At 60.2% G+C, this 2028-nt stretch carries 3 pseudogenes; all 3 read left to right on the top strand.

Annotated features, from left to right (window positions below):
• Positions 1–118: pseudogene (locus A7D17_RS23770) on the top strand (IS5-like element ISCARN85 family transposase); the annotation flags it as partial.
• A 758-nt stretch (positions 119–876) separates the two neighbouring features.
• Positions 877–1518, top strand: a pseudogene (locus tag A7D17_RS23430) (IS30 family transposase); the annotation flags it as partial.
• A 76-nt stretch (positions 1519–1594) separates the two neighbouring features.
• Positions 1595–2028 (top strand): annotated as a pseudogene (locus A7D17_RS23435) (transposase); the annotation flags it as partial.

A 2028-nucleotide genomic window follows, 5' to 3' on the forward strand; every position in this document is an offset into this window, starting at 1 on the left:
ACTATTCCGTCGCCTGAAGGGCTACCGCCGGATTTTCACACGCTTCGAGAAGCTGGACGTCATGTTCCTTGGATTCCTCAGCTTTGTGCTGACCGTTGATGGGCTTCGGATGTGTTAACAGGCCCTAGCCATCACTCCAGCCCGCCCAAACCGGCGCGGCAACCGCTACCGAAACCCGGGCGTGGAACACTGCCATGGAGCGCCTTTATCGCAATGATGCCGCTCCGCGCAGCCGGGCCGGCGAACGAAAAGAGTGCCGGCTGCGCCGGAGCCGCTGAATAGCAGCGCCAAGACTTCCCAGGGGCAGCTGCGCCCGACGCCATTTAGCTGGATCCCTCGGGCGTGCGGTCGAGATCCCATGGATTGTCTACCCGCCCGCTCGAACAACAGACCTGGCAGTGGCGTCACGGCGCTGGCCTGCCATCATTCCAATTGCCAACCGCCTCCATTCCCGGCCACCTATCGTATTAAGGTTAGCGTGGAGAAGTGGGTCAAAGGCAATGGCAATGAAACCTTGGAAATAATGGACGACCTCGGGGTCGGGTGCGGCGATTTATTCGGCCCCAGGCATCTGGCAAATGCTGCATTTTTATTTAACTCAACATGGAAGATATACATCAGAAGATGGCACGGAAGGCTTTACGTTGATAATGCGTTTAGAGGCTAGTCATCCGGATAACCACGCCTTCACGCGGTAGAGCTCCCCATTAACGACATCATTATCTCTGTCGCCTGCATTGGAAAAGTCCTCGCTGCACCTCGTTGAGGCCAGAGTTGATGGCATCGGAGAGGGTGGTTTTAACTCTGGATCGAAACACCCACGGTTGTGAAGCAGGCCAGGCGACCTGACCTGAGCGACCTTACCGCCAAGTGGAGTTGCCCACGTCATCCAGCCGCCTGCACCTGTCGGAACGATACCGCCTACATGCGTTATATGAGACCGGGATGTCGATGCGCGCCATCGCCGATGTAGTGGCGCGTGCGCCCAGCACGATCAGTCGGGAGCTGCGCCGCAACCGGCACGCGGCGAAGTATCGGTCCGATCGCGCCCAGCGCATCAGCGCCCATCGGCGTACGCAGGCCAGCCGGCGACCACGCATCGACGCCTAGCGCATCTGCCGGATCGAAGTTCTGCTGAGGGAGGACTTCAGTCCCGAACAGATTGCCGGTCGCACCGGTTTGGCCAGTCACGAATGGATCTATCGGCACATCTGCGCCGATCAGAAGCGCGGTGGTCAGTTGTTCATGCATCTACACAAACGCCGCCGCAAGCGTCGTCGGCGTGGCGTGCGCGATGGTCGCGGGCAACTGACCCATCGACGCAGCTGGACCCAGCGCCCAAGCGTGGTTGAGCAGCGAAGCCGTATCGGCGACGGGGAGCTGGATACCATCAGGGCCTCACACGGGCGCACCGTGGTGGTCAGCATGACCGAACGCCGCAGTCGCCTGCATCTGCTGGCTTATTCGCCTGACGGCACCGCCGAGGACGTGCGCAACGCCATCGTCCAGCGACTGGGGCGGCCTACGCCATTGATACGCCCAGGCTTTCCTAGACATCTCAAGGCCGTGGAAAATGGCAGATTCGGAGGTGTCTATGAGCAGCAAGCGGTATACGGATGAGTTCAAGATTGAAGCGGTCCGGCAAGTGATTGATCGTGGTTTCAAGGTGGCAGAGGTCGCAGAGCGGCTGGGTGTCACGACGCACAGCCTCTACGCCTGGCTGCGCAAGTTCGGCAAGTCTGGCGTGGTGCATCGCGCCGAGGTGGACCAGAGCGCCGAGGTTCGGCGGCTGAAGGCAGAGTTGCGTCGAGTGACCGAGGAGCGCGACATCCTAAAAAAGGCCGCCGCGTACTTTGCCAAGGGGTGAAGGCAAAGTACGCGTTCATGCAAGCCCACTGCGAGGAATTCAGGGTATGCGCGATGTGTCGGGTATTGCGCGTCAACCGGGCGGGTTATTACGCCTGGTTACGCTCGCCTGACAGTGAGCGCGCCAAGGAAGACCAACGCCTGCTGGGATTGATCAAGCAC

Source organism: Xanthomonas floridensis (assembly GCF_001642575.1).
GTDB classification, from domain to species: Bacteria; Pseudomonadota; Gammaproteobacteria; order Xanthomonadales; family Xanthomonadaceae; genus Xanthomonas; species Xanthomonas floridensis.